At 34.0% G+C, this 24692-nt stretch carries 17 protein-coding genes; 13 read left to right on the top strand and 4 right to left on the bottom strand.

Translation table 11 applies throughout. From position 1 onward, the window contains the following. Window positions 1-59 precede the first annotated feature (59 nt). A complete protein-coding gene (locus ASC72_RS12060) occupies window positions 60-932 on the top strand; it encodes a lysophospholipid acyltransferase family protein (RefSeq protein ID WP_056191043.1) in 873 nt (290 codons plus the stop codon). A 135-nt stretch (window positions 933-1067) separates the two neighbouring features. Here the strand turns inward: ASC72_RS12060 and glmM are convergent, their stop codons facing one another. Beyond that, window positions 1068-2456 carry a phosphoglucosamine mutase gene (glmM, locus tag ASC72_RS12055; protein WP_056191041.1) on the bottom strand — a complete coding sequence of 463 codons (1389 nt, stop codon included), beginning with the start codon at window positions 2454-2456 and terminating at the stop codon, window positions 1068-1070. A 318-nt stretch (window positions 2457-2774) separates the two neighbouring features. On the opposite strand from glmM, the gene ASC72_RS12050 reads away from it, so the two are divergent. The 10 genes from ASC72_RS12050 (at window position 2775) to ASC72_RS12005 (ending at window position 19350) form a co-directional block, all read left to right on the top strand. Continuing rightward, complete coding sequence (locus ASC72_RS12050; RefSeq protein ID WP_056191040.1) at window positions 2775-3359, top strand: ACP phosphodiesterase; 585 nt, start codon at window positions 2775-2777, stop codon at window positions 3357-3359. 37 nt (window positions 3360-3396) lie between these two features. Beyond that, window positions 3397-5073: a gamma-glutamyltransferase gene (gene ggt / locus ASC72_RS12045; protein ID WP_056191915.1), complete on the top strand. Its 1677-nt coding sequence runs from the start codon at window positions 3397-3399 to the stop codon at window positions 5071-5073. A gap of 86 nt (window positions 5074-5159) precedes the next feature. Next, window positions 5160-6944: a chloride channel protein gene (locus ASC72_RS12040; protein WP_056191039.1), complete on the top strand. Its 1785-nt coding sequence runs from the start codon at window positions 5160-5162 to the stop codon at window positions 6942-6944. Between the two features lie 63 nt (window positions 6945-7007). Further along, window positions 7008-7961, top strand: coding sequence for a Fic family protein (locus tag ASC72_RS12035; protein WP_056191036.1), 954 nt, complete (start codon window positions 7008-7010; stop codon window positions 7959-7961). 22 nt (window positions 7962-7983) lie between these two features. Then, the gene (locus ASC72_RS12030; RefSeq protein WP_056191034.1) at window positions 7984-8940 is read left to right on the top strand and encodes a tetratricopeptide repeat protein; all 957 of its coding nucleotides are present in this window, start codon (window positions 7984-7986) and stop codon (window positions 8938-8940) included. 91 nt (window positions 8941-9031) lie between these two features. Further along, window positions 9032-11863 carry an excinuclease ABC subunit UvrA gene (gene uvrA / locus ASC72_RS12025; RefSeq protein ID WP_056191032.1) on the top strand — a complete coding sequence of 944 codons (2832 nt, stop codon included), beginning with the start codon at window positions 9032-9034 and terminating at the stop codon, window positions 11861-11863. 563 nt (window positions 11864-12426) lie between these two features. Further along, window positions 12427-12786: a cupin domain-containing protein gene (locus tag ASC72_RS12020; RefSeq protein ID WP_056191030.1), complete on the top strand. Its 360-nt coding sequence runs from the start codon at window positions 12427-12429 to the stop codon at window positions 12784-12786. A gap of 191 nt (window positions 12787-12977) precedes the next feature. Further along, a complete protein-coding gene (locus ASC72_RS12015) occupies window positions 12978-13706 on the top strand; it encodes a TIGR00730 family Rossman fold protein (RefSeq protein WP_056191028.1) in 729 nt (242 codons plus the stop codon). A 290-nt stretch (window positions 13707-13996) separates the two neighbouring features. After that, a complete protein-coding gene (locus tag ASC72_RS12010) occupies window positions 13997-16750 on the top strand; it encodes a hypothetical protein (protein ID WP_056191026.1) in 2754 nt (917 codons plus the stop codon). A 188-nt stretch (window positions 16751-16938) separates the two neighbouring features. After that, entirely contained in the window at window positions 16939-19350 is a 2412-nt protein-coding gene (locus tag ASC72_RS12005; RefSeq protein ID WP_056191024.1) for a thiamine pyrophosphate-dependent enzyme, read from the top strand. 283 nt (window positions 19351-19633) lie between these two features. Here the strand turns inward: ASC72_RS12005 and kdsB are convergent, their stop codons facing one another. The 3 genes from kdsB to ASC72_RS11990 all read right to left on the bottom strand — a co-directional run bounded on the left by kdsB (window position 19634) and on the right by ASC72_RS11990 (window position 22806). Next, window positions 19634-20368 (bottom strand): 3-deoxy-manno-octulosonate cytidylyltransferase, encoded by a 735-nt coding sequence (kdsB, locus tag ASC72_RS12000; RefSeq protein ID WP_056191022.1) that lies wholly within the window; start codon window positions 20366-20368, stop codon window positions 19634-19636. 94 nt (window positions 20369-20462) lie between these two features. Then, entirely contained in the window at window positions 20463-21293 is an 831-nt protein-coding gene (gene ygiD, locus ASC72_RS11995; RefSeq protein ID WP_056191019.1) for a 4,5-DOPA dioxygenase extradiol, read from the bottom strand. An 88-nt stretch (window positions 21294-21381) separates the two neighbouring features. Further along, window positions 21382-22806 (bottom strand): ATP-dependent RecD-like DNA helicase, encoded by a 1425-nt coding sequence (locus ASC72_RS11990; RefSeq protein WP_056191017.1) that lies wholly within the window; start codon window positions 22804-22806, stop codon window positions 21382-21384. A 332-nt stretch (window positions 22807-23138) separates the two neighbouring features. On the opposite strand from ASC72_RS11990, the gene ASC72_RS11985 reads away from it, so the two are divergent. Further along, window positions 23139-23960: a DUF3822 family protein gene (locus tag ASC72_RS11985; protein WP_056191015.1), complete on the top strand. Its 822-nt coding sequence runs from the start codon at window positions 23139-23141 to the stop codon at window positions 23958-23960. Then, the gene (locus tag ASC72_RS11980) at window positions 23957-24562 is read left to right on the top strand and encodes an RsmD family RNA methyltransferase (RefSeq protein WP_056191013.1); all 606 of its coding nucleotides are present in this window, start codon (window positions 23957-23959) and stop codon (window positions 24560-24562) included. The genes ASC72_RS11985 and ASC72_RS11980 overlap by 4 nt, the downstream gene beginning before the upstream one ends. The last annotated feature ends 130 nt before the right edge of the window (window positions 24563-24692 follow it).

Raw genomic sequence — 24692 nt, 5'->3', positions numbered from 1 at the left:
TACACACCAAAACATGTAACGTTATTCATTTTTACTTTATCTTTGTAAAAAAAAGTTAGATGCAGTTTCTCGTTTATATTTTAGCCTATCCTATTCTTTGGCTTATTTCTATACTTCCTTTCCGAATATTTTATTGGTTTTCAGACTTCGTTTATTTTCTGGTATATCATGTTATTGGATATCGCAGAAAAACAGTCCGCGAAAATCTGGCACTGACTTTACCCCATTTAAGTGATGCTGAACGAAAAGTGATCGAAAAGAAATTTTACCAGCATATGTGTGATATGTTTCTGGAGATGATAAAAACGATGAGCATTACGCCTGAAGAAATGGAAAAAAGATTTACCATTACCAATATGGATCTTTTTCATGAATATGAAAGAAAAGGAAAAAGCGTTGTTTTAGTAGCTTCACATTATGCTAGCTGGGAATGGCTTTTGACACTTAATAAAAGAATGCTTTTTAATGGAGTTGGTGTTTACAAAAAAATAGCCAATCCCTATTTTGATAAGTTAGTTCGAAAAATCAGAGGAAAATATGATGCTGAATTGGTTGAGACCAAGAAAGCAATTCCGTTAATGGCACAAAACCAACGTGACGGAATTTTAAGTCTTTATGGTTTGGCCAGTGATCAATCGCCAAAACTGGACAGAATTTTTCATTCGATGAAATTTATGGGGATTGAAGTTCCGGTTCATACAGGAGCTGAAATGCTTGCTAAAAAATATGATTTAAGTGTCATTTTCATCAAAGTACAAAAAGTGGGAAGAGGTTATTATGCAGCGACTATTGTACCAATTGCCGATAACCCTAAAGAATACGATAATTTTGAAATCACAGAAAAATATTTAAGAGAAGTTGAAAAACAAATCTACGAAGCTCCTGAATATTATTTATGGACGCATAAAAGATGGAAACATCGCGTAGAATAATAATCTTTATTAAAACATTAAAAGTCAAAAAAACTCTTTCAAATTAATGAAAGAGTTTTTTGTTTGCAACAGATTTAAAAATCTTAGCAACTTAGTCCCGAAGCCTCGGGATAGTACCTTAGAATCTTTTCTAAACTAAATTCCGGCAATCGCTTTTATTTCCTCTATAATTCGAAGTGCCAAAACATCCGCCTTTTCCTGAGAAGGAGCTTCAGTATAAATACGAATAATTGGCTCTGTGTTTGATTTTCTTAAATGAACCCATTGTGTAGCGAAGTCAATTTTCACACCATCAATCGTAGTTATATCTTCGTTTTTATATTTTTCTGTCATGGCAACCAAAATCGCATCAACATCAATTTGTGGTGTCAATTCAATTTTATTTTTACTCATATAATATTCCGGATAAGAAGCTCTCAAAGCTGAAACAGACATTTTTTTATTGGCCAAATGCGTTAAGAACAAAGCAACTCCAACCAAACTATCTCTACCGTAATGAGATTCCGGATAAATAATTCCACCGTTTCCTTCACCACCAATAATAGCGTTATTTTTTTTCATCAATTCAACTACATTCACCTCGCCTACAGCGCTTGCTTCGTAGCTTCCATTATGCGCTTTAGTTACGTCACGCAATGCACGTGATGATGACATATTTGAAACTGTATTTCCAGGAGTTTTACTCAAAACATAATCGGCGCAAGCCACTAATGTATATTCTTCTCCAAACATCTCTCCGTCTTCGCAAATGAATGCTAAACGATCAACATCCGGATCAACAACAACTCCTAAATCGGCTTTTTCTTTAACAACCAATTCTGAAATATCAGTTAAATGTTCTTTTAAAGGTTCCGGATTATGAGGGAAATGTCCGTTTGGTTCACAATATAATTTTACCACTTCAACTCCCATTAATTCTAATAATCTCGGAATAATAATTCCTCCCGAAGAATTTACTCCATCAACAACTACTTTAAATTTAGCTGCTTTTACAACTTCAACATCAACCAAAGGCAAATTTAAAACCTCGTCGATATGAATATCCATATAAGCATCATTAACCGTGATTTCACCTAAATTATCAACATCAGAAAAATCGAAAGCTTCTGCTTCGGCAATTTCTAAAATTTTTGCTCCTTCGGCTCCGCTTAAAAATTCTCCTTTTTCATTTAATAATTTAAGGGCATTCCATTGTTTTGGATTGTGAGAAGCCGTTAGAATAATTCCACCATCCGCTTTTTCAAGAGGTACAGCAACTTCTACAGTTGGTGTTGTCGAAAGTCCAAGATCAATTACATTAATTCCTAAACCTATCAAGGTATTTACAACAAGATTGTGGATCATCGGACCAGAAATTCTGGCGTCACGACCAATTACAACCGTTAATTTTTCTTTTGAAGTATTATTTTTTAGAAAAGTTCCGTATGCCGATGCAAATTTTACAGCATCAACAGGAGTCAGGTTATCTCCTACTTTTCCTCCGATAGTTCCGCGAATTCCGGATATTGATTTTATTAAAGTCATTTTTGTAAGTTATGGTTACCAGTTACAAATATAGAAAAGTTGCTGAGATGCTAAGGTTCTAAGGTGCTAAGATTTAAAAAAAAGATACTAAGCGACTATCCCGAGGCTTCGGGAACTAAGTTGCTTAGGTTTTAAAAATAAACTTAAACGTTAAGTTTATATTGCCAATTCTTGTAATAAAAACGATTTAAAAAAGTTTTTATACATTTACAAGAGAGAACTTAGTTTCTTAACGTCTCAGTCCCGAAACTTCGGGATAGCAACTGTAAAAAACCTTAGCAACTTAGCATCTCAAAACCTTAGCAACTCAAAAAAGAAATGAACTTCCTAGCCCATATATATCTTTCAGGTGATAATGATTTTATCAAAATCGGCAATTTTATGGCGGATGGTATTCGTGGAAAACAGTTTGAACATTTTCCTGAAGATGTACAAAAGGGAATTATTTTACATCGTTTTATAGACACTTATACTGATTCGCACGATGTTTTTAGGCAAAGCACCAAAAGATTACATGAAAAATACCATCATTACGCCGGCGTGATAGTTGATATTATTTACGATCATTTTTTAGCTAAAAACTGGACAAAATATTCTGATGAAAAATTAGAAGATTTTATCAATAGATTTTATACTTCTCTTCATACTAATTATGATATTTTAACCGAAAAAACACAAGGTCTCATGCCTTACATGATTGAGAGAAACTGGCTTTTGAGTTATCGAACAGTCGAGGGCATTCATCAAATTTTGACACAGATGGATGGAAGGTCAAAAAATATATCCAAAATGCAATTTGCCAGTGAAGAATTAAAAGAATTCTATGCCGAATTTGAACAGGAATTCACCACTTTCTTTGAAGACATTCAAAAGCAATCCAAACAAAAGTTATTATCCTTATAAATCAAGACGATTTTATAAAAATCAATATTTTCTCGTTATGAAAAAAATTACATTTTTATGCTGTTTCATTTCTGCATTTAGTTTTGCACAACAAAATCCAACCGGATTAGTCACTTCAAAAGCTATGGTCGTTTCAGCCAGAGAAGAAGCTTCTAAAATAGGAGCTGACATTATGAAAAGAGGCGGAAATGCATTTGATGCGATGGTGGGTACAGAATTGGCTTTGGCGGTAGCTTTTCCGTTTGCGGGAAATATTGGTGGAGGCGGTTTTATGGTGTATCGAAAAGCAAACGGCGAAGTAGGATCTTTAGATTATCGTGAAAAAGCACCTTTGGCAGCTTCAAAAGATATGTTTTTGGACAAAGACGGAAATGTAATCAAAGGAAAAAGCACCGAAACCGCTTTAGCGATTGGCGTTCCCGGAACTGTTGCCGGCGTTTTTGCCGTTCATAAAAAATATGGATCTATGCCAATGTCTGAAATTTTAAAACCTGTTATTGCTTTAGCAGAAAAAGGAGTTGTTGTAACCAAAAAGCAAGAAAAGAGCCTGAACGATTATCATGATGCCATTGTAAAAGTAAATGGATCAACAACTTTACTAGCAACTAGTTTTAAAGAAAATGATACAATTAAATATTCTGCTCTTGCGGCTACTTTAAAGCGAATTTCAAAGAAAGGAAGAAATGAATTTTATAAAGGTGAAACAGCAAAAATATTAGTTGATTATCTTCAGAAAAAAGGTGGTATTATTACGCTTGAAGATTTAGCTAAATATGAAGCAAAATGGAGAAAGCCCCTTCAGTTTACCTATAAAGATTTAAAAATCACTTCCATGTCTCCGCCAAGCAGCGGCGGAATTTGTCTGGCACAAATATTAAAAATGATTGCCCCTTATGGCCTGGCAAAAATGGGGCATAATTCAGCAGAGGCAATTCAGGTAATTGTAGAAGCCGAAAGAAGGGCTTACGCCGACAGAAGTCAGTTTTTGGGCGATCCTGATTTTGTAAAAATCCCCGTGAAAGCGTTACTCTCTGATTCTTATTTAAAAGACCGAATGTCCACTTTTAATGTTGATAAAGCCAGTTTATCCTCAGAAATAAAAGAAGGACAGGTAACGTATAACGAAAGTACAGAAACCACTCACTACTCTATTGTCGATAAATTTGGAAATGCGATTGCCGCGACTACAACCTTAAATGATGGTTATGGATCCAAATATTATTGCGATGAATTAGGTTTCTTTTTAAACAATGAAATGGACGATTTTAGTGCCAAACCGGGATCTCCAAATATGTTTGGATTAGTTGGAAATCAAGCCAACAGTATCGTGCCACAAAAACGCATGTTAAGCTCGATGACACCCACAATTGTTGAGAAAGACGGAAAACTTTTTATGGTTGTGGGAACTCCTGGTGGTTCTACCATTATAACATCTGTTTTACAGACTATTTTAAATGTTTATGAGTATAAATTCAGTATGCAGGAAGCAGTAAACGCTCCAAGATTTCATCATCAATGGTTGCCGGATCTTATCACTTTTGAGCCTAATACTTTTGATAATACCACTATCGACAAGCTAAAAGCAAAAGGATATTTGATCAACGAAAAAGCAACTCCAATAATTGGTAAAGTGGATGCCATTTTGGTCCTGCCAAACAAAACTCTTGAAGGTGGTGCCGATTTTCGAGGCGATGATACGGCGGTTGGTTTTTAAATTTTATAAAGATTTGTACTTAAAATTATACAAATTTGAATGTTAAGAGTTAAATTTGCACTATTCCCCTAATTTTTACAAATAGAATGCTAAAAAAATATTTCAGAAAACTAGAAAGCATTATTGCTTTGGCGCAATCCTTAATGACTCCAAAGCAGTTTATTTTTTTATCAAGTGTTTTAATTGGTATTTCATGCTCTTTGGCCGTAATTGTTTTGAAAACTTTTGCACATAGCGTTTTTTCATTTGCTACTTATATTAATGCCATTTTAAAATTGAGTTTTATCAACAGTATCTTGCCTATTATTGGTATTGTACTGACTGTTTTTGTTGTAAAAAGAGTTCTGAACGGAACGATCGAAAAAGGGACTTCTCAAATTTTATATGCTGTTGCTAAAAAGGCAAGTATTATTCCGAAAAAACAGATGTATGCCCAAATTATAACAAGCTCGTTAACGGTTGGTTTAGGAGGTTCTGCTGGTTTAGAAAGTCCAATTGTGATTACGGGAGCTGCCTTTGGATCTAATTTTGCTCAAAATTACAAACTACAATATAAAGACAGAACACTACTTATTGGCTGTGGTGTTGCAGCCGGAATTTCAGCTGCATTTAATGCGCCTATTGCCGGCGTTTTATTTGCTATCGAAGTTTTGTTGGTTGATGTCAGTATTTCGGCCTTTACTCCTATTATGATTTCGGCGGCAACCGGCGCCCTGGTTTCAGCTATTGTTTTAGATGAAACTATTTTATTAACTTTTAAAAAACAGGAAGTTTTTAATTTTCACAATATTCCCTTTTATGTTCTGTTAGGCGTATTGACAGGTTTTATAGCCGTTTATTATGCACGAAATTTTCAAAAAGTAGAGCATTATTTCTCCAAATCAAAATGGAGTCCTTATAAAAAAGCATTGATTGGTTCTTCATTATTAGCTTTATTGATCTTTATTTTTCCAACTTTATTTGGAGAAGGTTACGAAAGCATTAAAACTTTATCTGAAAGTGACCCCGGACAATTATTAGATAATACTTTGTTTGCTGATTTTAGAAATAACCAGTGGGTTCTATTGCTTTTTGTTGGTTGTACAATGATGGTAAAAGTATTCGCCTCCGGACTTACGATTGGAAGTGGCGGAAACGGAGGAAATTTTGCACCATCTCTATTTTTAGGATCTTATTTAGGCTATTTCTTTTCAAAATTTATTAGCCTTATTGGCTTATCTAAATTGCCAATTAGTAATTTCACTATGGTTGGAATGGCTGGCATTTTGAGTGGATTATTTCACGCCCCATTAACTGCTATTTTCTTAATTGCAGAAATTACCGGTGGTTACGGTTTGATGATTCCGCTTATGATTGTTTCTTCTATTAGTTTTGCCATTTCAAAACGTTTTGAGAAATATTCGCTTGACGTAAAAAACCTGGCTAAAAAAGGGCACGCCTTTACAAGCAACAAAGATTCTAATATTCTATCAACTTTAGATATTGATACTATTATTCAATGTGACTATCTGACCGTTCATCCTGAAGAAAACTTAAGTAAATTGGTAGATCTTATTTCACATTCAAATCAGGTAGTTTTTGCTGTTGTCAACAATGAAAAAGAACTCGTTGGTGTAGTTCATTTTAATGATATCCGCGAAATTATTTTCAACACTTATCGCGTAAAATATACTTTGATAAAAGATGTTATGAAAACTCCGTCCGCCACTATTTCCTCTTTTGACAGCATGGAAATTGTGATGAGCAAGTTTGAAAAATCAAAAACAGCTTTTCTACCTGTATTGCGAAATGAAAAATACTATGGCTTCATTTCCAAATCAATAGCACTTGAAGCTTATCGAATGAAACTTCGTTCTATGACGATAGAATAACCTTAATATCGGATAGGTTAATTTTTTGTTTTATCCGATATTAAGAAGTACCTTTGTTCTATTATGTGGAATATCGACTTAACATATAGAACAGAATTTCAATCAACATTTGATCGATTGTACCAAAAAAGGCTTGATTTGCAAAACAGCAGACCATTGCCCAATATTGCTTTGCATAAAATCCGTGAGAGTTTATCTCTTGAATGGACTTACAATTCAAACAGTATTGAAGGAAATACGATGAGTTTGCGCGAAACGCAAATGGTCATTCAGGAAGGAATTACGATTAAAGGGAAATCACTTCGGGAACATTTTGAAACTCACAATCATGATAAAGCAATTGATTATTTGTACTCGATTGTAGATGATAATTACAAACTTCGAAGCATTGATATTCTATCTCTTCACGGATTAGTTTTACGTTCTATTGAAGACGATTTTGCAGGACGATTACGAAATGGTGGCGTCCGAATTTCAGGTGCTAATTTCATGCCTCCAAATGCCAATAAAGTTTCAGATTATCTCGATGAATTAATTGAGTTTATCAATACCAATCCTTTGGAATTAAATGATATCGAACTCGCAACCATTTATCATCACAAATTAGTCTGGATTCATCCTTTTTTTGATGGAAATGGCCGAACTGTACGTTTGAGCATGAATCTGCTATTAATGCGATGTGGTTTTCCTCCGGCTATTATTCTAAAGAATGATAGAAAAAAATATTATGAAGCACTGAATCAGGCTAATAATGGCAATTACCAAAAACTCACTCTTTTGATGTGTCAGGCTTTGGAACGTACTCTGAATATTTATTTAAGTGCCATGCCCGGAAGCAATTATGACTATCAGTCCATACAAAATATTGTAAGCGAGCCAGAGACTCCTTACGGTCACGAGTACATTAGCCTGCTTGCCAGAACAGGCAAAATAGACGCTTATAAAGAAGGCCGAAATTGGTATACAACCAAAGAAGCCATTGAAGAATATATGGCAACCAGAAAAAGAAAACGCTAACTAACCAAAATCCTATTGTAAAATGAAAAAAATTCTATTCTTTCTCTTTTTTTCTCTTAGTTTATCTTCTTTTTCTCAAACAAAAGATAAAATTGATACTACAAAATTATTCAAAGAGCTAACCAACCAGGCTTGTTCTTGTATTGATTCAATACCGACTTATAATCGAATTAAGGATTCTATTACTGCAAATATTAGCCACTGCATTGATGATAAAGTTGGAGCTTATCAAATAACTGAAAAATTTGCCAACGTAGATTTATCAAATCCAACAGGAGAAAAAAAAGAGATTAACATTACTTTAAATCTTGATAAAAATTCGAAAGAGTATAAGGATATTTATTATAAAATGGAGAAATACTTAATGGACAACTGTTCAACTTTAAAAGATAAAGTAGCTTCAAATAATCAATTAAACAGAAATTCAATGTCTACAAACCAGGAAGCAGTGGATTTGTATTATCAAGGTATAGATGAAACCAAAAAAGATAATTTTAAAGGAGCAATTGAATACTATAAAAAGGCAGTAAAAATTGATCCAAATTTTGCATTTGCATATGACAATATGGGAATTTGCTATAGACGTTTGGAAGAATACGACTCAGCAATAGATTCTTATGAAAAATCGCTCAAAATTGATCCTAACGGATTAATGCCATTACAAAATATTGCCGTTGTGTACTCATATAAAAAAGAATACAAAAAAGCTGTAAAAACCTATGAAAAACTAGCCAAAATTGAACCAAATAATCCAGAGGTTTTTTATGGGATTGGACAAATGTATGCCCTTCATTTAAATGACGCTGAAAAAGGCCTTGATAATATGTGCAAAGCTTACAATTTATATATTGAACAAAAATCGCCATACCGAGCAGATGCTGAAAAAATCATCCAAATGATTTATGCTCAAATGAAGAAAGAGGGAAAAGAAGATACTTTTAATAAAATTTTGTCAGCAAACAACATCAAATCTAATTAGCGTTATTTTGTTACTAATTGTAACATAAAGTTTTGTACTCTAGTATAAAAAGAATAAATCAAAGTGGTAACTTTGCGTTTTGCTCAAAATTATGTTAGAAAAAGACAATACTATTGAAGTTCTTGGCGCAAGAGTTCATAATCTAAAAAATATCGATATTTCTATTCCGCGTGAAAAACTGGTTGTAATAACTGGTTTGTCAGGTTCGGGAAAATCATCTTTGGCATTTGATACAATTTATGCTGAAGGACAACGTCGTTATGTAGAGACTTTTTCGGCTTATGCCAGACAGTTTCTTGGAGGTTTGGAGCGTCCGGATGTCGACAAGATCGACGGACTATCTCCGGTAATTGCAATTGAACAAAAAACGACCAGTAAAAGTCCGCGATCAACTGTTGGTACAATTACTGAAATATATGATTTCCTTCGACTTCTATATGCTCGTGGGGCTGATGCTTACAGTTACAACACAGGCGAGAAAATGGTTTCCTATTCTGATGAACAAATTAAAGATTTGATCATGCAGGATTTTATTGGAAAACGCATTACTATTTTGGCGCCGATTATTAGAGCCAGAAAGGGACATTATGCCGAATTATTCCAACAAATTACGAAACAGGGCTTTCTTAAAGTTCGTGTAAACGGCGAAGTGCAGGATTTGGTTTCAGGAATGAAACTGGATCGTTATAAAACACACGATATCGAAATTGTAGTCGACAGAATGTTGATAGAAGATACTGAAGACAATCAAAAAAGATTATCTGAAAGTATCAATACAGCAATGCACCAAGGCGAAAATGTTTTGATGATTTTAGATCAGGACACCAATGAAGTACGTTATTTCAGCAGAAATTTAATGTGCCCTACAACGGGAATATCCTATCAAAATCCGGAACCTAATTTATTTTCTTTCAACTCTCCAAAAGGAGCTTGTCCACATTGTAATGGTTTGGGAACGGTTCACGAAATCAATATCAAAAAGATTATTCCGAATCCTAAATTGTCTATCAAAAGTGGTGGTTTTGCTCCACTTGGCGAATATAAATCTTCCTGGATTTTTAAGCAATTAGAAGTTATAGGAGAAAAATTCGGATTTAAAATTACGGATCCGATAGAGAAAATTCCAGCAGAAGCGATGGATATGATTCTTCATGGCGGAAAAGATAAATTCACCGTAAACTCAAAAGATTTAGGCATTACACGCGATTATAAAATTGACTTTGAAGGAATTTCGCATTTCATTAAAAATCAATATGATGAAAGTGCTTCGACAACGATAAAACGTTGGGCAAAAGATTTTATGGACGAAGTGAATTGTCCGGTTTGTGAAGGTTCCCGATTGAAAAAAGAAGCTCAATTTTTCAGGGTAAATGGGAAAAATATCACTGAATTGTGTGATATGGACATTTCTGATTTAACAACTTGGTTTCAGGATTTAAATAATCATTTATCAGACAAACAACTTTTGATTGCTTCTGAAGTGGTTAAAGAAATCAAAGATCGTTTGAACTTTTTGATGAATGTTGGTTTGAATTATTTGGCTTTAAGCCGAAGTTCAAAATCACTTTCTGGTGGAGAAGCCCAACGTATTCGTCTGGCCACACAAATTGGTTCGCAATTGGTTGGTGTTTTATATATTTTGGATGAGCCGAGTATTGGTTTGCACCAAAGAGACAATGAAAAACTGATTCATTCTTTGGAACAATTACGTGATATTGGAAACTCTGTTATTGTCGTAGAACACGATAAAGACATGATCGAACGTGCCGATTATGTAATTGATATTGGTCCGAAAGCTGGAAAATACGGTGGAGAAATTATCAGTATTGGTACTCCGGCTGAAACTTTAAAATCCAACACCATTACCGCTCAGTATTTGAACGGTACAATGAAATTGGAGATTCCGAAAGAACGCCGTAAAGGAAATGGAAAGTTTTTAAAACTAACCGGAGCGACTGGAAACAACCTTAAAAATGTTTCTATTGAATTGCCTTTAGGACAATTGATTTGTGTGACAGGAGTTTCAGGAAGTGGGAAATCGACTTTAATAAACGAGACCCTCTATCCTATTTTGAACGCCTATTATTTTAATGGCGTGAAAAAACCGCAACCATATAAAAAAATAGAAGGTCTGGAGCATATTGACAAAGTAATTGATATTGACCAAAGTCCGATTGGTAGAACACCACGTTCAAATCCAGCAACTTATACGGAGGTTTTTACTGAAATAAGAAACCTGTTTACGATGACTTCTGAAAGTATGATTCGTGGTTACAAAGCCGGACGTTTTAGTTTTAATGTAAAAGGCGGACGTTGCGAAACCTGTGAAGGTTCTGGTGTGCGAACAATTGAAATGAACTTTTTACCGGATGTTTATGTAGAATGCGAAACTTGCCAGGGAAAACGCTTTAATAGAGAAACACTGGAAATTCGATATAAAGGAAAATCAATTTCAGATGTATTGAATATGACAGTTGATGAAGCCGTTCCATTTTTTGAAAATATTCCGAAGATTTACAGAAAAGTAAAAACCATTCAGGATGTTGGTTTAGGTTATATTACACTTGGTCAGCAGAGCACAACACTTTCTGGTGGTGAAGCACAACGTATTAAACTGGCGGGAGAATTGTCTAAAAAAGATACCGGAAATACGTTTTATATACTAGATGAACCTACAACTGGTTTACATTTTGAAGACATTCGTGTTTTAATGGATGTGATCAATAAATTGGTTGATAAAGGAAATACAATTCTGGTTATCGAACATAATATGGACGTAATCAAGCTTGCCGATTATATTATAGATATTGGTCCTGAGGGCGGAAAAGGCGGTGGACAATTAATTGCTAAAGGAACTCCTGAGGAAGTTGCGAAAAATAAAAAAAGCTACACGGCGAAGTTTTTGAAAAAAGAGTTAGAGTAAAAAGATTTTCGTGATGATACCTGTCAAAGTTTAAAACTTTGACAAAAGTTAAAAATAAACATTTAACAGCCAATAACCACAATCATTGTCATCGCGAGGGACGAGGGATCTCCTCAAAGCAAAGTCGCCAATCTTTGTCGAGCTACTTGCGGGGATCCCTCGTCCCTCGGGATGACAAAAATGCGAATACTTTCGTGCATAAAAATATGTTGCTAATATTAACCAAGCCTACAGCTTTTTTCGATATAATCTTTAGTTCCGGAGGAACGAAATGTTTGTAGCAACGTCCCGAGGCTTCGGGATTAATCCATTGATAATTTTACATCTTTCGTAATTAAGTTCCGTAGGAACGACATATATTTTATATCAGATATTGTAATTGTTGTAAAATTCATTTTCTATAATTTATTGATAATGAAGTATAATCCAAAATCTACCCATTCACAAATGTTACATTTAAATTAATAAATAGACATTCTTGTGACAATTCTCAAAAAAAGACTTAATTTAGCTAGCCGTTTTTGAAAAATTTTTTCATTCCGGCAAAGACTAATATAAAATCTATGAATCTAAAAGAAAAATTCAGTAATGTCGACCAATATTTTTCGCCTAAAATAATTGATGAAGTAAATGATCAATATATTAAAGTGGCTAAAATAAAAGGTCAGGAAATACCGTGGCATAATCACGAAAATGAGGACGAATTATTTTATATTGTCGACGGTGAACTTTTAATGGAAATTGAAAATGAGCCATCATTCATTATGAAGAAAGGTGAATTATTCGTGGTAAAAAAAGGAATAAATCACAGGGTTTCATCTGTTGAGGAGTGTTTGATAATGCTTATTGAATCCAAAACCACAGAACATACCGGAAAAGTTAAAAGCCATATTACTAAATCAATTGAAGAACAAACCTATTAAGTAAGGATTTTTTCTTTTTTATAAAACCGAAATTTCTTTTGAAAACGAGTACCCTAGCCCTGATGGGAACGGCATCCTTTTGTGCCGGGGTTCGGCACAAAAGATACAGTGGACAGCAGGAAATAGCTCCTCACTTCGACTATGCTCAGTGTGACAAATAAGAATAAAATATAAATTATAATATACCAAAAATGAGATTAGAAGATTTTGATAATGATGAGGATAAAGTAATTCAGGATCGTTTGAAACAAAAAACGTGGAACGAAATTAGAACCAATGACAGCTGGGCGATTTTTAAAATCATGGCCGAGTTTGTAAACGGTTATGAAAGTATGGGACGTATTGGTCCGTGTGTTTCGATTTTTGGATCTGCCAGAACAAAACCGGACGATAAATACTATTTACTGGCCGAAAAAATTGCTTATAAAATTAGTAAAGCAGGTTATGGCGTGATTACAGGCGGTGGTCCCGGAATTATGGAAGCCGGAAATAAAGGTGCGCATTTAGGTGGCGGAACTTCGGTAGGACTGAATATCGAATTGCCTTTTGAGCAGCATTTTAATCCTTATATTGACCACGATAAAAACCTTAATTTTGATTATTTCTTCGTTAGAAAAGTAATGTTTGTAAAATATTCTCAGGGATTCGTGGTTATGCCTGGAGGTTTTGGAACTTTAGACGAAATGTTTGAAGCGATTACTTTGATTCAGACGAAGAAAATTGGAAAATTCCCAATTATTCTGGTTGGAGTTGAATTCTGGTCAGGCTTAATCGAATGGGTAAAAACGGTTTTGGTTGAAAAAATGAAAACGGTAAGTCCGGACGATTTAAACTTATTCAAAATCGTAGACACTGAAGATGAAGTTGTTGACGTATTAGATAAATTCTATAAGAAATACGATTTAAGTCCAAATTTCTAATTTTTTTCTACCATATAAGTAATATAAGTCCATTTAATCTTTGCACTAAAACTAAGCAAAACTAAATTTTCTTATATTACTTATATGGTTTAAATACATAAAAATTGAAAGCTGTTTTTTTAAACAGCTTTTTTTATACTATTTTTACAAAAAACCAAAGCAACTTTTCGCTCGTAACTTAAGTATATCCCTTAATTTTTAAGCCATCCTTGAAATCATTTTATAAAATTATATTTTTCATTTTAGTTTTATTCAGTTCGATAAAACAATACGCACAACATCAGTCTAAGATGGAAGTGGCGGTAAACCTTGAGCTTAAAACGCTGAATGTAAAACAGGATATTACCTTTTATAATACATCAAACGATTCTTTGATTTCGATTGTTTTGAATGACTGGAATAATGCCTTCTCTGATAAAAACACGCCATTGGCCAAACGTTTTTCGGATGAATTCTATAGGGGGTTTCACGTAGCTAAACCGGAAGAACGAGGAAGTACAACGATCTTAAATCTGACGGATTCAGAAAATTTGGCTCTGGAATGGGAAAGAACCGATAAAAATCCGGATTTTATTGTTGTAAAACTGAACCGAAAATTAAATCCAGGCGAAAAAATTGATTTGCACCTGACTTATATTTCAAAAATTCCGAGTGATAAATTTACGCATTACGGCTTTGGTCAAAATGGTGGAATGAAACTTAAAAACTGGTTTTTAACCCCTGCCCGATTTGAAAATCATAAGTTTATCAAAAACAACAATTTCAATTTGGACGATATTGCGAATGCAAGTTCAGATTATGAAGTTGAAATAAAAATTCCAAATAATTATTCGATTACGACCGACTTGAATTCGGTTTCGAAAGATGTTTCAAATACTGCCTTTAGTTCTTATTTATTTTCGGGAACCAACAGAACTGATTTTAATTTATTTATTGAAAAGCAAAATAGTTTCAGGAGTTATACTACCGGAGATTTAGAAGTGCTTTCCGATTTAAAAACGAAAAAACTCAACGACGTTCAGAGAGCCATTGTAATCAACAGAGTTGCCACTTTTGCCAATGAATTTATTGGGAAATATCCGCATCGAAAAATTACGGTATCTCAGGCTGATTATGATCGAAACCCTTTTTATGGATTGAATCAATTGCCGTCATTTATTAGCCCGTTTTCAGATGAATTTATTTTTGAGATTACTTTCTTAAAGACCTATCTGAACAATTATCTAAAAACCAGTTTACGCTTAGATCCCCGAAGAGACAATTGGGTTTATGACGGAATTCAGATTTATACCATGATGAAATACATGGAAGAAAATCATCTGGATCAAAAGATGTTAGGAAGACTTTCAGATATGAAACTTTTTAAAAGTTATAATATTACGAATCTGACTTTTAACGAGCAATATAATTATTACTATATGCTGATGGCTCGAAAAAATCTCGATCAGCCAATTGGTGACCCAAAAAATACGCTGATCAAATTCAATGAACAGATTGCCAGTAAATACCGTGCAGGTTTAAGTTTGAGTTATTTGGATGATTACTTAAATCATAATATCGTTCCTGAAAGTGTACAGGAATTTTATAATCTAAATAAAAAGAGACAAACAAATCGATATGATTTTGAAGATATATTAACTAAAAACAGTCCAAAAAAAATCAATTGGTTTTTTGAAACCATTATAGATTCCCGTGAAATTATCGATTATAAATTCACAAATGTTTCAAGAACCAAAGACAGCGTTCAATTTCAGATAAAAAACAAAACAGGCATTTACGCTCCAATTCCGATTTATGGAATCAGGAAAAATGAAGTCGTTTTTAAAACATGGATTGAACCAAAAAACAACAATGATTCAATTTATAACTTTGAGCGAAAAAATGCGGATAAAATTGTCATTAATTACGATAATGAAGTTCCGGAATACAATCAAAGAAATAACTGGAAATCACTGAAAAATGTTGTAATTACCAATCGTCCAATCAAATTTAATTTTGCTAAAGATCTGGAAGATCCGTATTATAACCAAATTCTATATATACCAACACTTACCTATAATTATTATGATGGTTTCACACCTGGATTCCGTTTTCACAATAAAACGATATTAGATAAACCATTTACGTTTGACATAAATCCGGCCTATTCTCTTAAAGCCCAAACAATTTCAGGATCTTCTGCCTTCGTATGGAATCAATATTACCGTAACAGCACCTTATATAATGTACGATATTCTTTAAGTCAAAATTATTATCATTATGCGCCAGATGCCACTTATTTAAGATTGAATCCGATGGTTCAGTTTAGAATTCGGGAGAAAAATTTCAGAGACAACAGAAAACAACTTTTCCTATTTCGTCAGGTTATTGTAAATCGTGAAGCAAGCGATTATATCACAGATAATTCAACGCCCAATTATTCTGTTTTTAATGCACGATATTCAAATACCAAAACCGAATTAATCAATCATTTTAATTTTATGACTGATGTTCAATTTTCCGGAGATTTCGGGAAATTATCTGCTGAAATTGAATACAGAAGATTATTTGAAAACAATCGCAAACTAAATTTGAGATTATACGTTGGAAGTTTCCTTTATAATACAACAAATTCAGACTATTTCAGTTTTGGCTTAGACCGCCCAACAGATTATATGTTTGATTATAATTTTTATGGAAGATCTGAAAGTACCGGATTTTTCAGTCAGCAATTTGTAATGGCAGAAGGTGGTTTTAAATCGAAAATTGAGCCTTCTTACGCCAATCAATGGATATCAACAGTAAACGCAAGTTATGCTGTATGGAACTGGATTGAGCTTTATGGAGACATTGGTTTTACGAAAAGTAAACACCAAAGTGCTGATTTTGTTTACGACAGTGGTGTTCGATTAAATTTGGTTCCGGATTACTTTGAGCTTTATTTTCCGGTTTATTCAAATAATGGCTGGGAAATTACTCAAACAAAATATAACGAAAAAATAAGATTTGTTATAACATTGTCCCCTAAAACATTAGTCAATCTTTTTACCCGAAAATGGCTTTAATTAAATAAATTTTAATCAAAAACATGTATAATTATCATTAAATTGTGTTTTTTATTCAACAATACATAAATAAAATACGTAGTTTTTGGATTTTAAATACAAATAATTAAATTATATTTATTTTAAAGAATTATGATTATTGATTGTTTTTAAGTAATTTCGCAGTCTCAACATGACCATTCCAGATTATGATTATAGAAAAAAACAATACTACGTTAACATTTGAGGATTTCAAAACTGAGGTATTAAACGACTACAGAATTGCAATAACCAGCCGTGAATGTAGCCTCTTAGGTCGTAAAGAAGTATTGACAGGAAAAGCCAAATTTGGAATATTTGGTGACGGAAAAGAAGTGCCACAGCTTGCCATGGCGAAAGCCTTTAAAAATGGCGATTTCCGTTCTGGATATTACCGCGATCAGACTTTTATGATGGCGATTGGCGAACTGACTCCAAAACAATTTTTCGCAGGTCTATACGGTCATACCGATTTAGATTTTGATCCTATGTCAGCGGGAAGACAAATGGGCGGACACTTTGTAACGCACAGTTTAAACGAAGACGGATCCTGGAAAGACTTAACAAAACAAAAAAATTCAAGCGCAGATATATCACCTACAGCCGGACAAATGCCAAGATTATTAGGATTGGCACAGGCTTCAAAAATTTACAGAAATGTTGATGGAATTACCATCAAAGATAAATTCTCTGTAGATGGAAACGAAGTGGCTTGGGGAACCATTGGTAATGCGAGTACTTCGGAAGGTTTGTTTTTTGAAACTATAAACGCTGCAGGAGTTTTACAAGTTCCGATGGTAATGAGTGTTTGGGATGATGAATACGGGATTTCCGTTCACGCTAAACATCAAACCACAAAAGAAAACATCTCTGAAATCCTAAAAGGATATCAACGTGATGAAGATTCTAAAGGCTATGAAATTTTCAGGGTTAAAGGCTGGGATTATGCTGAACTGGTTTCGACTTATGAACGTGCCGGCGCCATTGCCCGCGAAGAACATATTCCGGTTTTAATTCACGTAAACGAATTAACACAGCCGCAAGGACATTCTACTTCAGGTTCTCACGAGCGTTACAAAAACGGAGAGAGACTTGCTTGGGAAAAAGATTTCGATTGTATTCGTCAGATGCGTTTATGGATGATTGCGATCAATATTGCATCTCCGGAAGAATTGTCAGAAATTGATTTTGAATTGAAAAAAGAAGTTCTCGAAGCTAAAAAAGAAGCCTGGAACTCTTTCATCAATCCAATTATTGAAGATCAAAAAAATCTTTTGGCTTTGTTGGAGCAAATTGCAGAAGCAAGTATCAATCATAAAGAAAGAATTAGAAAATATATTTCAGAATTAAGTGCTATTAAATCGCCTTTAAAAAAGGAAATGTTAGTTATAGCGCGTAAAATATTGCGTTTTGTTGAAGTCCCAAACAGTAAAGCTTTATTATCTAACTGGATTACGGATTACATTTCAAAAACACAACCAAGATTCAGCAGTCATTTGCATTCTGATTCAGAATTAAATATTTCATCAGTAAAAAAAGTACTTCCTGAATACGCAGATAATGCAAAACCGGATTCAGATGGCAGAATGATTCTTCGTGATAACTTTGATGCTTTGTTTACCAAATATCCTGAAACGCTAATTTTTGGAGAAGATGTTGGAAACATTGGTGATGTAAACCAAGGTTTAGAGGGCATGCAGGAAAAATACGGAGAACTTCGTGTGGCCGATGTCGGAATTCGTGAAGCTACTATTATAGGTCAGGGAATCGGAATGGCTTTAAGAGGTTTACGCCCAATTGCTGAGATTCAATATTTAGATTATTTACTGTATGCAATTCAAATCATGAGTGATGATTTGGCTACTTTACAATATAGAACTGTTGGAAAACAGAAAGCACCATTAATTATCAGGACTCGCGGACACCGTTTAGAAGGTATCTGGCATTCTGGCTCACCAATGGGAATGATTATCAACGCTATTCGCGGAATCCATGTTTTGGTCCCAAGAAACATGACACAGGCTGCAGGATTCTATAATGCTCTTTTAGAGACTGATGAACCCGCTTTGGTAATTGAATGTTTGAACGGTTATCGTTTAAAAGAAAAAACACCTTTGAATTTTGGTGAATTCAAAACGCCAATTGGTGTTGTTGAAACGCTAAAAGAAGGTTCTGATATTACTTTAGTTTCATACGGTTCAACTTTAAGATTGGTTGAACAGGCTGCAACTGAATTATTAGACTTAGGAATTGACTGTGAGGTTATTGATATTCAATCTCTACTTCCATTCGATATCAATAAAGACATTGTAAAAAGTATCGCAAAAACAAATCGTTTGTTAGTAATCGACGAGGATGTTCCTGGTGGAGCTTCAGCATTTATTTTACAACAGATTCTTGAAGAACAAGATGCTTATATTCATTTAGACAGCAAACCGCAAACACTTGCTGCAAAAGCGCACAGACCAGCTTACGGAACTGATGGCGACTATTTCTCGAAACCTTCTGCAGAAGATATCTTTGAAAAAGTGTATAGCATGATGCATGAAGTTAATCCTTCTAAATTCCCGGATTTATACTAAGGATTTAGTTTGATTTTAGATATAAAAAAGCTCCAATATTTGGAGCTTTTTTTATTTTAGATTTCTGAGTTTAGATTTTAGATTAAAAACTTTACGCTTAAAATTTATAATTGGGATTTTAAGGAGCTAGTTCCTGCTGTCCTTCCAATCTTTTATGCCGAACCCCGGCACAAAAGGATTTTCCCTCCCATCAGGGCTAGGGCACTCATTTTCAAAAGAAAGTATAGTTTAAAAAAATCCGTTTAAATCTGCGTCATCCGCGTGCCAATTCACCGCAATACAACTATTTCGAAGCCAAAACAGCCCTCGCCTTTTCTAAATCCTCAGCCGTATCAATTCCGATTCCAACATGAGTTGTTTCTACCATTTTAATACGTTTTCCGAATTCTAAATAGCGAAGTTGCTCCAATTTCTCCGATGCTTCCAAAGACTTCATTGGCAAGCTATAAAAGTCTAATAAAGCCTGTTTTCTGAAAGCATAAATTCCGATGTGTTGAAAATAACGAACCCCCACATCTTTATCTCTCGGATACGGGATAACCGAACGCGAAAAATACAACGCAAACTGCGATTGATCTACCACAACCTTCACATTATTTGGGTTATTAATTTCTTCCTCATCTGTAATTTCACGCATTAAAGAAGCTAAATCAACTTTACGGTCTTCATCATTTTTAAAAACAGATAAAACCTGTTCTAACGGCCCCGCTTCTGTAAAAGGCTCATCACCCTGAACATTCACTACAATATCAACATCTAAACTTGCCACCGCTTCTGCAATTCGGTCACTTCCTGATTCGTGTTCTTTGATACTCATAATGGCTTTTCCTCCATTAGAAACAATTTCATTAAAGATCAAATCAGAATCGGTTACAACAAATACATCATCAAATAATTTTGTTGCCACAGAGGCTTCGTATGTTCTTAGAATTACAGTTTTACCTCCAAGATCCTGCATTAGTTTAGCAGGAAAACGTGTTGATGCATATCGCGCCGGAATTACAGCTATTATTTTCATTTTATATTTTTAAATTTTATTCTTTGTGAATCTCTGTGAAATCTTAGTGCCACTTTGTGTAATAACTCTTTCACAGAGATTCACAAAGTTTTTTTTATATTATTTTTACAGATGTCATACTCAATGAACCTGCCAGTAATTTATCATTAAACAAGCTCAACTCCTCTGATTTTTCTTTTAAACCTAAAGTATATAACAAAGGTAAATAATGATCCGGAGTTGGAATTGCCAAGTGAATCGCTTTGTTCATTTTTTCGAAATCAATTAAGGGCTGGAAATTTTCATCCAGCAAATAATTATTAATTGTTTCTCTGGCTTCAATTGCCCAATCGAAACCGTAATTGTCTTTGTCAAAATTTCTAAAATCTACCAAACGTAAATTGTGAACGATATTACCGCTTCCGATAATCAAAACACCTTTATGACGAAGCGATTGTAACTTCTGAGCCAACTCAAAATGATATTGACCTGATTTCGTGTAATCAATGCTCAACTGAATTACCGGAACATTTGCTTCCGGATATAAGTGTTTGATAACACTCCAGGCGCCGTGATCTAAACCCCAATGTTCGTCTAAATCGACATGAACGGGTTCTAGTATTTTCTTAGTTTCAATAGCCAGTTCCGGACTTCCTTTTGCAGGATATTGTACATCAAAAAGCGCCTGCGGAAAACCTCCAAAATCATGAATTGTTCTTGGCATTTGCATCGAAGTGACTTTGGTTCCGTTGGTAAACCAATGCGCCGAAATACACAAAATAGCATTTGGCTGTGGCAATGTTTTGGCCAAATCTCGAAAGCCAGCCACAAACTGATTTTCTTCAATAGCGTTCATCGGACTTCCGTGCCCTAAAAACAAAACCGTCATTTTATCTGTATTCGAAAACGTTGATGAAATCGAATGTAAGTCGTTTAGTGTTGTCATTGTAATAAATATTAAACACAAATTTCACAGATTTTCACTAATTTAAATTTCAAAAGAAAATTCGTGCTAATTCGTGGAATTAGTGTTTTTATTCCTCAAAACTCTCATCTTTAAATCCTATCAAATATAACTTATTTTTGGCACGTGTCATTGCGGTATACAACCATCGAATGTAATCGCGATCGATTCCGTTTGGCAAATACGGCTGTTCTACAAAAACGGTATCCCACTGCCCTCCTTGTGATTTATGACAGGTTATGGCATACGAGAATTTCACTTGTAAACCATTAAAATATTCGTTTTCTTTTACTTTTTGGAATTTCTTGTATTTCGTACTCTCTTCTTCATAATCTTTCATTACTTCTTCATACAAACGATTTGATTCTTCATACGTTAAAGAAGGAGATTCACTTTTAATTGTGTCCAATAACAAAACCGTTTCAAAAGGTTTTTGATCTGGATAATCGACCATTCTGATTTTTACATTTGCAAAAGTAAATCCGTATAATTCTTTGATTCCGAACATCTCCAATACTTCAATAATATCTCCGTTGGCGATAAATCCGGCTTCATCGGTTTCTTTTAACCAGAAATAATTATTCTTTACGACCATCAAAAAATCGCCAACTGAAAGTTCGCTTTCCTTAAACAAAATTCGGGTTCTGATTTGTTCATTGTACTGATTTGCTCTTTTATTCGAGCGTACAATAAAAGCCGTATCTTCAATACTATAATTGCTATAAGCTGTGTTTATCGCATCCTGAATATCATATCCATCAGTCAAACGAACGATGTCTTTGAACTTTTTAACGTTGAATTTAAACTCCGTAATAAAGTTTTCTTTTAGTAATTCTCGCAATTCAGTCGCATTGAATAAAATCCCGGAATTCTCTTCCTGACGCATTACTTCATCCAATTCGATATGTTCAACTTCCTTATCGTAGTGAACACCCAAAGTTTGAATATCAAGCGCCGGGCTAATATCTAAATTTACCGGAGGCAGCTGAGCGGTATCTCCCAAAAGAATCATTTTGCAATTGGTCCCCGAATAAACATACTGAATCAAATCATCTAAAAGTGATCCGTTGTCATACAGCTTAGAATCCGAATTACTGTCTGAAATCATCGAAGCCTCATCGACGATAAAAATTGTGTTTTTATGCTTGTTGACCTGTTTGGTAAAAGCCACGCCTCCACCAGAAGATTTTTTAGGAAAATATATTTTTTTGTGAATCGTAAATGCCGGCGTATTCGAGTAATTGGCAATTACTTTTGCCGCGCGACCTGTTGGTGCCAGCAAAACAAACTTCTTATTAATTTCCCCAAGATTATTTACAATAGTCGAAATCACCGTTGTTTTTCCCGTTCCGGCATATCCTTTGAGTACAAAAATGGTATCGTTAGCGGGTTCGGTTAGAAAAATAGCTATTTTTTGAAAAAAAATATCCTGTTTATAAGTAGGTGCAAAAGGAAATTTTCTTTGTAAAACGCCGTAAAACAATGCTGAATTCATAGGGTTAAATTGAACTACAAAGTACGGTTTTTTAAATATCAATTTCAATGTCCAAAATCAATATTTTCCACCATATAAGTAATATAAGGTCATTTAAGTTCTACACTTACGCCTTCTTAAAATTCCTTTAAGTAATAAACCTTGCTATACATCTCTGCTTAATTCAACTTATATTACTTATATGGTGGAAAAAAACTTAACATTACCTTAAAATGTATATTAAATTGTTTTTTGAAATTGCAATTATTATTCTTGCTTTTTAATTTGTAAGTTTGTGTTCGAATTAAATTCTTTCTTGACACTACAACAGGTAATGAATTGAAAATCAAATTATGGCATTTCAAAATACTAATATTACATCCAAAAATTATAAAAAGCTTTCTATTCAGGTTTCCCTGACCGGATTCTCTTTTTGTTGTTTTGACACCTTAAATAATACCATTACTTCGTTCAATGAAATTCATTTTGATCCGACTCAAAAGACGACTAAAATCGAAGAATCATTTAGTGATGCTTTTAAAAAATATCCGGAGCTAAAAGAGAGTTATGACGAAATTATGGTAATTCATAATAACAATCTTTCGACTTTTGTTCCAACTGCGCTTTTTGATGAAAATTATCTGGGAAGTTATCTACAATACAATACAAAAGTATTTGAAACTGATTTTTTTACTTTCGATACCATTTCAAATTACGAAATGAATGCGGTTTACATTCCTTATGTAAACATCAATAATTTCCTGATTGACAACGTTGGATCTTTTGATTACAAACATGTTAACAGTATTTTAGTCGAAAAAATTCTTGACGCTTCAAGAAATAACGATGATAAAAAAATGATCGTTAATTTTAATCCGGAGCATTTTGAAATTATCGTAGTTCAAAATCAAAAACTATTGTTATTCAATTCTTTTGAATATCAAACACCGGAAGATTTTATCTATTATATCCTTTTTACGGCCGAACAATCGAATTTAAATCCTGAGATTTTTCCACTCGAATTGTTAGGTACCATAGAAAAAAATGACCCTTTTTATGCCATCGCGTATAAATACATTCGTAATGTTTCCTTCTTAGATGTAAGCACATTACAAGAAAAAAACAGCTTTTCTACTGCACAAAATCAAAAACATTATATCTTATTTCAATCATGAGAATCATTTCTGGAAAATACAAAGGACGCCGCATTTTTCCGCCAAAAAACCTTCCTGTAAGACCTACAACTGACATGAGTAAAGAAGCATTATTTAATGTTTTGAACAATCATTTTAGTTTTGACAGCTTAAAAGTTTTAGATTTATTTTCGGGAACCGGTAATATTAGTTTTGAATTTGCTTCACGCGGAAGTGAACCCATAACCTCTGTTGACGGAGATTTTGGCTGCGTAAAATTCATTAAACAAGTTGCATCAGAATATGATTTTAATATCGCCGCTACCAAAAGTGATGTTTTTAAATTTCTGGAAAACTGTAAAACTTCTTACGATATTATCTTTGCCGATCCGCCTTACGGATTAGATCAGGCTGCGTTTGAAAAAATTGTATTAACCGTTTTCGAAAGAGATTTATTGCACGAAGACGGCATGATGATTATTGAACATTCAAAATATACCAAAATGGAACATTTGAGTAATTTTTCTTTCCAGAAAAATTATGGCGGTTCCTTTTTTAGTTTCTTCGAATTAAACTCAACTGACGACGATGAAGAATTACCAGATGATTCATTAAAAAAAGTAACAGAAGAAGACGAAGGATAATTTCCTTTAAAGCATAAAAAAGCCCTTGAAATTTGAACTGCCCCCAAAATGTTAGACACAATTTGGGGGCATTTTTATGGAAAGAAAAGTAAAATACAGTATTGAATTTAAACTTCATTGTGTAAATGAG

Origin of the sequence: Flavobacterium sp. Root420 (assembly GCF_001427905.1) — a bacterium.
Taxonomy (GTDB): domain Bacteria; phylum Bacteroidota; class Bacteroidia; order Flavobacteriales; family Flavobacteriaceae; genus Flavobacterium.
This window is presented reverse-complemented; position numbering and strand designations above follow the sequence as displayed.